Origin of the sequence: Piscinibacter sp., assembly GCF_050175855.1 — a bacterium.
Taxonomy (GTDB): Bacteria; Pseudomonadota; Gammaproteobacteria; order Burkholderiales; family Burkholderiaceae_C; genus Piscinibacter.
The window spans coordinates 1-6739 of record NZ_JBFXIO010000294.1 but is presented as its reverse complement, the minus strand read 5'-3'; the positions used below and the strand labels follow the sequence as shown (position 1 = coordinate 6739).

At 65.0% G+C, this 6739-nt stretch carries 7 protein-coding genes; all 7 read right to left on the bottom strand.

The genetic code is table 11. The features are described 5' to 3' along the window. Positions 1 to 1698: DUF6538 domain-containing protein (locus tag AB7U92_RS19240; RefSeq protein ID WP_428580653.1), on the bottom strand; the 1698-nt coding region annotated here is incomplete at its 3' end. A gap of 426 nt (positions 1699 to 2124) precedes the next feature. After that, entirely contained in the window at positions 2125 to 2607 is a 483-nt protein-coding gene (locus tag AB7U92_RS19235; protein WP_428580650.1) for a GNAT family N-acetyltransferase, read from the bottom strand. Positions 2608 to 2634: 27 nt separating this feature from the next. Beyond that, positions 2635 to 2916, bottom strand: coding sequence for a DUF1778 domain-containing protein (locus AB7U92_RS19230; RefSeq protein WP_428580647.1), 282 nt, complete (start codon positions 2914 to 2916; stop codon positions 2635 to 2637). A 108-nt stretch (positions 2917 to 3024) separates the two neighbouring features. After that, positions 3025 to 3516: a helix-turn-helix transcriptional regulator gene (locus AB7U92_RS19225; RefSeq protein WP_428580644.1), complete on the bottom strand. Its 492-nt coding sequence runs from the start codon at positions 3514 to 3516 to the stop codon at positions 3025 to 3027. A 606-nt stretch (positions 3517 to 4122) separates the two neighbouring features. After that, complete coding sequence (locus AB7U92_RS19220; RefSeq protein WP_428580656.1) at positions 4123 to 4533, bottom strand: CFI-box-CTERM domain-containing protein; 411 nt, start codon at positions 4531 to 4533, stop codon at positions 4123 to 4125. Between the two features lie 56 nt (positions 4534 to 4589). Next, positions 4590 to 4883, bottom strand: a complete 294-nt coding sequence (locus AB7U92_RS19215) for a hypothetical protein (protein WP_220787588.1) — start codon at positions 4881 to 4883, stop codon at positions 4590 to 4592. Beyond that, positions 4880 to 5989, bottom strand: coding sequence for a PRTRC system protein D (locus AB7U92_RS19210; RefSeq protein ID WP_428580641.1), 1110 nt, complete (start codon positions 5987 to 5989; stop codon positions 4880 to 4882). The genes AB7U92_RS19215 and AB7U92_RS19210 overlap by 4 nt, the downstream gene beginning before the upstream one ends. Positions 5990 to 6739: the final 750 nt, after the last annotated feature.

The window sequence follows — 6739 nt, the reverse complement described above, 5'->3', positions numbered from 1 at the left end:
GAACACCTTGCGGTCATCCGTGATGCCAAGATCTCCTCGAAGCCACCGACCCCACCATTGCCCCCAGGTCTTCGAAAATTTCCCGGCATGGACCCCTGTAGTCGGGGCGATCAACTCCGGAAACAGCCGTTGGTGGCCGGCTGCCTTAACCCGGTCGACGTAGGCCAGGAAGCCTAGATCAATCAGCCGGGGAGGAATTGGAACTTCGCGGATAGAGCCGTCGTTCTTGACGGCTTGCTGCATCTCCGCGTCTTCCCGGACATCGAAGTACGCGATGCCGCCTGAGGTCTTAATGTCGGGCAGGATGCGGCAGGCGATCTCCTCAGCGCGCATATCGGTAAACAGCGCAATGATCGGCAGCCAGAACTGAGCCTCACCCCTGCCACCGGCCTGCCGAAGTCCGTCAAGGTAAATCCGCGATGAGAAGATCCTCTGTAGGTCGGCGTCGTCGAAGTGCTTCCATCGACTCCCTGCCTTGCCGCGCCGGACCTTCGGTAGAGCCACGTCCTGGGCGACATTCGATTCAATGACGCGTTTCCGAGCGGCGATTCGGAGAAGCTTCTTGATGGCGCTCAGCTTCTTTTCTACGGTGGACTGAGCAGGCGGCGGTGCAGCAACCTTCCCCTTTCCCTCCTCCTCCTTGACAGGTGTAGAGGAAGGAGAACGAAGATGCTCAACCCATCCTTCAATGTCGTCCCGGGCGATCTCATCGAGGGCCGGCGCGGAGTCCTTGGCAAGCAGCCTGCGTCCTCCAGCAGCGGCGCCCCCTCCCTTTGTCGAAACATGCCACTCGTGGAACTCCTCAACGGTGCTGAGCATGTGCGCGACGGTGCTCGGCGCGTGTGGCGGCACGGCATCGGCAGCCCACAAGTCCAACGCCGTGTAGAGTGTCTTCCGGCCGGCCCGCTGATCCTGCTTCGAGGCGTCGGCAAGCTTGGCCGCTGGGTCTTTTGACTGGGTACCTGCGGGCGACGACTGCGGAGCATCGCCCAGGGGAGTGGCAACGGCTGGCGGAACCGGCGCCCGCGGAGTCAGCGCGTAGAGCATCCCGCGCGCACGTTCAAGGACCTTCTCCAATGCTGAGCGGTACCTCGGCCGGAAGGCGCGCCAGAGTTCGGTGAACTCTCCCGATACGGGATCAAGATGAATACCGGCATCCTCAAGCGCCCGGACCATCGCCCGGCGAGAGTGGAACAGCAAAGCGCCTTCGTCATCGGCAAGCTTCCTTGCAATCGCATCTAGGTACACGGCCCTGTCATGCTCCGTCCCCTGTTCGCCGCGCTCCGCGACCCACTCGCGAAAGATGTCGTCCAGGTGAAGCGGCGCATGCTCGGCAGATTGGAGGACGTACAGCCGATCGTCGGCGGTCAGCGTCTTTCGATAGGCTCTCTTGGCAACGACCTTCGGGACTTTCACGGGTGCCCGGTCGCGAGCGATACGCATCCGATCCTGCCACTCCCGAACGATCCGGCGGACAGCTACTGTCGCCTCCGCCCGATCGCGAGTCTTGAGGGACTGGACAAGTTCGCGCTTGCCATCGAAGAACGCGACGAGTTCTAGCGGAACGCGCATCCGGGCGTATGCCACTCCGTTGCGCCAGGACAGGAACGGTTCGATCTGGTCGGCAACGACAAGGCCATTGCGGAAGGCGCTGATGTCGGCTGCAGCGGGCGGGGGAGCGGAAGTCTTGGGATCCATGCGCGACACACAGCCTCTTGTTTTCGAGGGGTTTTGCTACACCGGAACTGTGTAGCAATCTGTGTAACACTTCTCGCGCAAACCGAGGAACGGCGCGGATCTCCAGACGAATGAAGGACTTACAGATGGTTGGGGTGGCTGATGGGACCCAAAGTGGCGAACTAAGTTCTTGATCTGTATGAGAGTTTCTGCGTTCGGGAACTTGACCGTTCCCCCGCCTGTTCCCCCACACTGCACACGCAGTAAACAGACCTCGAACCAGTGACATTGTGGGCCGGTCCACCGCGTCTCGCAACGGATCACTGAGTCTCCGAAGACCGCTGCTTGCCTCGCGACATCGCTGTTCACCTTACGTGGCATGACGACGATGACGTCGGGCCGTCTTGCCATCTGCAGAGCCTGAGAACGTATTGCCGGCCCTTCATTTCAAGGGTGCGGCAACCTCATCATCAAGGTCATCGGATGCAGCGTTGACGCTTGGAAGCCGTAGTGCAGATAGAACTGCTTGGCGGGCTCCGACAACGCATGCACCAGCAGCGCACGGATGCCAGCGTCGGCCGATACGCCGATGGCCCGCTTCACCGCGTCCTGCAGCAACGAAGCACCCAGCTTCATGCCCTGCGCCTGCCGATCCACCGCGAGGCGACCCAGAACCAGGACCGGGACAGGGTCGGGCATGTTCCTCCGGACCGCGCTTGTTGCCGTCTCATGCGCCACAGCCCCAGCTGCCAGGGCGTAGTAGCCCATCACGCGGCCCGATGCGTCGGCGACGACAAAGGTGCGGCTGGCACCGCTCGACTGGTTGCCAAGCGCTCGTTTGCGCAGCCATTCATCGAGCACCGGCTCGCCGCAGTCGAACGCATCGATGCGGTGACCGATGCTCAGCGGTTCAGGCGCCGCCAGCTGCACGATGCCCCGCTTGTGCTCGGCCCAAAGCTAAGCCTTGCGTGCGGCACGCTCGGCCCACGGTGGCTTCACTGCCATCAGTCGCTCCAGCCCCGCATTGGCTGCGGGTGGCGCATCCAGCAGTCGGACGAAGTCCTTGAAGCGCCGTTCGTCGAGTCGAAAGTACACCTGATCAAGCAGAACCGACTGGGCACGATCGCAGGCCGCCTCCAGCATGAAGTCGGACCGGTTCTTGCCCAGCATCGAAGCCGCCTGGTCGATCAGGTCGCGCTGTTCGGGCTTGGCTCGAAGGTTGATCGCGGCGTCGCGCATGTGAAGTTCCTGAAGGGTCGTCTGTGTAGACAAAGAATACACGAATTCTGACCAATTGTGTAGCTGTTGTCAACACGCACAAGAGAGCGTGCATCGCCGCGGATTCCTCTACGTCCAGAGACTGTGTCGGTGGACGGCCAGTGACCTGGCGAGCTTCGCGACGTTGCGCCACACAGCCTTGGGGGCCACGCCCTCGTTCGCGGCGGCTTCCTCCACGGCCATCACAACCAAGGGCACCGGAGCCTCGTCCAGCAGGTGCGTCAGGTGGGCCGCGTAGCCCTTCGGTACGCTGCCGCTGACCAGCGCGTGACCGAGCGTGTCGGGCGGCACCTCATGGACGTAGCTCACGCTGGCGTTCTTCGCCGCCATCCACAGGCCCCGCTTCCGAGCACGCGCTGCCTGGCTGGGCGGATCGAGGTCCAACCCCAGCACGGCCAGCACCTGGGCCACCCGGTTGAAACCCAGATCGCTTAGAGCGCCCGCTTCCAGGCCGACCAGCGTCTGCCGCGAAAGCCCGCTCAGTTGCGCAAGCCGGGACTGCGTCAGTCCCAGCGCCTCGCGCCGCTCGCGGATGATGGTGCCCAGGTTGGAGAGGTCCACAGCTTGGTCCGAAGAATTGTCGAATATTTTGGACATTATAGCGCCTCCGGACCACATCCGCCAAGCGCTCGCCAGCGGCGCTACAAGCCGCTCGCTGCCCACAGCCGTGACAGACGTGCTCGCTGTCGGGCCACCGCGGGCGGTCGAGGCCATCGATCAATCGACGGTGTCTCGCTGCAACGGCTTCGACTTGCTCCCGCGACATCAAGCGGACCACTCGTGCGGCCGGCGGCGCTGAGTGCCGGCCAGGGAAGAGGACGAACGCCTCGTCAGACACTCGAACACGGAGTTCGTCCTCAACGGCCACCCGCTGCGCCGAGAGCTGGATGACATCCGACGTCCTCACCGCTGGGGCCGACCGCGTCTTCAGTTCGACCAGCACGACCACACCGGTCGGCAGCCGATAGGCCCTGTCCACCCTCGCCACGATGGGCCAGCGGGACTTCGACCTGAACTGCGACTCCACGCAGAACAGTTCGGCGTCCCGCAGCCCGGCCGGTCGGTCCCGCCGCTCCGCGACGCGTGCGCGGTGCCGCCGGACCAGGTGCCACGTGACCGCCAAGGCAACAGCCAGGAGCAGCACCCACGGCCACATCAGCTCGAACCTCATGGTCGACGCCTCGCCGACCATCGCCGCCAGACATGCGCCACGAAACCCAGGGTGCCCCTGGTCATCCACAGCAACGGCGGGCAGCGCTGGAGCACTCTGCAAAGTCGCGGACCGGCGGCATAGTAGGCTGCCACCAGGCGTCGCCCCCACGGCCGTGGCCTCAGGACCGTGTCCCTGAAGTCACGCAGCGCATGGGTCTGCCATGCGTCTCCGAAGACCATCGTGGCGATGAAGCACCTCTCGCCCGGTCGTAGAGTCGACCCCTCGCCTGGCGCTGTGGCGCGCCGACCCTGCAGTTCGAAGCGCAGATGGGCAGCAATGCCCTTCCGGCGCGCCTCTTCCTGTGGAGTGCTTCGACGCGGGCCGTGCAGGGATTCGAGAACCACCAGGCGTTCGCACCGGCCCATCTGCGCCAGCTCGGAGGCCCCTACCGACATACCCTGGCGGCACCTCGCACGACTCCTCATGGTCCATCCCGGCCGTCGATCGCGGGCTCGAAGAGTCCGTTCGTGACTTCCGCCCCGTCGCCGTCGAAACCGATCGACCCGGACACATCGCTCGATGCCTGCCCAGGGAGCTTCAGAATGCCCTGCTGGACCAGCAGTCCCTCATAGGCCAGCGTGCGCAGCCTGCCGACGCGCTTCACGCCCTTGTGGAACCGTGCGAGTTCGTCATAGAGACGAGGCAGTTCCGCCCTCTCGAGCTGGAACACGAGCCGGATGCGTGGCGGCTCCGAGGTCTTGGTGGGGCCGGTCATGCGGCATCTCCTGCGGCGCGCTCGGCCGCGGTCGACCTGTCGCGATCGGCCGCCAGCACGGTTCGCGCGTAGGTCATCCCGGCTAACTGGAACCCCCTCACGTTGGCGAACACAGGCTCCTTGATCTCGAGGATCCGGTGGCGCGGAAACGCCGACTTCACGGCCTTCCGGAACAGGAAGGCGCCTCCGCCCACGAGGATGATGTTCTGCAGGCTGTGCGGCGACTCGATCCACTCCTTCATGCTCGACACGGCCTGCTCCGTCACGCTCTCGGCCAGCGGCAGCAGCCGCTTGAGGTCGTAGGGCTTCTGGAAGATCACCGGGGCCTTGCCGGTCCGCAGCGCCATGTCGATGGCGTCCAGATCGCGGAAGGGCGTGCCGATGTCCTTGGTGATCTCGGCGGCTAGCAGCTTCAGCACGTCGGCGACACCCCGATTCACGGAGTGGCTCTGCTTCTGCACCAGTCGCATGCCCTGGGCGACGAGCCAGTCGAAGGTTCTCGCACCCGGATCGATGATCAGGCTGCGCTCCTTGGCGATCTCGGCGAGCTTGCCGTGAGCGTGCGCGTAGAAGGCCAGCGCGCCTTGCGGCTGTGCAACGGCCAGCGTGCGCACCACACTGATCTTCCTGCCGCCGCCGACATCGTGCTCGCCCGTCATGACCCGCTCCAGGGCTACCTTCTTCACCGCGAACAGCGCCACCGGAAGCCCGACGACCAGCAGGTCGATCTGGCTCTGCCGCATCGAGCGCAGCGCACCGCGCAGCAGCGCCATGTACTCCGGCGACTCGATGTAGTCGTCGTGCAGCTGCGTCGCCCGGAAGGTGTCGGCCGCGAGCCTGACCTCGGGACCGACTTCATAGAAGAGCGACCCGACCGGGATGAACATCGTCTTGGCCCCATCGCCGCCGGGCCAGAGTGGTTGTCCGTTGCTGGACGGGTAGGCCAGCGACGGGAAGCTTGCGCAGCGGATCTCGCTGTCTGCCGTGCCGGTGACGAACTTGGTGTTGCCGGAACCGACATCCACCGCCCTCACGATCAGGTTCATGGTGTTCTCCGAGTGAACGAAAGAGTGCTCAGGATCGACAGACCGACCCTGTTCCTCCACGCGGATACCTGCCTCTGCAGGCGCGATTTCGACATCGGATCCGTCCCGGTGTCACTGCACTGGCACTGCAGAAGCACTGCACTGCCCCTCGGATGACACCGAACGGACGAGGAGGCCGCGTGGTGTCACCACGGTCACACTGCAAAGTCACTCGTCAACCCCGTCCATCGGCGCGCACGCCGGCGCCTCATACCGCCAGGCGAGGCCGGTGCCGGCCCAGTCGGGGTACCTGAGGCGGCAGCCTTGCCTGTCAACCCCGCGCCGTTGCTGGCGATCCGGGCCATTGCCACGCTAGATGGGCCCTGCCGCCGAATCTCGCGCCGTCAACTGCCTGCCCCAAGGGCCGCTCGATCAGGGGTCTTGCGGCGGGCGCTGCGCATGCGGCCTTGACCGTGGATGGCGTCGCGGTTTCCACTGTGGGCTCCCGAGGGCTCCTGGCCCGCTCCGTCCTCTCGAAGAAGACGAGCATTGCAGGCGTCGCAGTCGTTACCTGCCTCGTGCCTTCAACCGAAGTTCCCGTCCCGAACGGGTGGCGCGACCGGCCTCGACCTCCAGAAGGATCGACGCCGCGAGCGTGCCGAGTCATCCACCACCGCAGTGATCTGCCCGGTCCTTGCCAGCCGCATCCCCGCGATGACGGCTGGGCGCTCCAGAAGCGCACCGGCGCAGCAGAACCCCGTGGCGGCACCTGATGCCGCGCACCGTTCCCGCCAGCCCTTGAGCACGCGCGCATGACGCGCATCGCGCGGC

Coding starts and splice junctions, on each gene's coding strand:
- AB7U92_RS19230 (WP_428580647.1), bottom strand. CDS start 2,916: ATGCGCGACGCCGCGATCAACCTTCGAGCCAAGCCCGAACAGCGCGAC.
- AB7U92_RS19220 (WP_428580656.1), bottom strand. CDS start 4,533: ATGGGCCGGTGCGAACGCCTGGTGGTTCTCGAATCCCTGCACGGCCCG.
- AB7U92_RS19215 (WP_220787588.1), bottom strand. CDS start 4,883: ATGACCGGCCCCACCAAGACCTCGGAGCCGCCACGCATCCGGCTCGTG.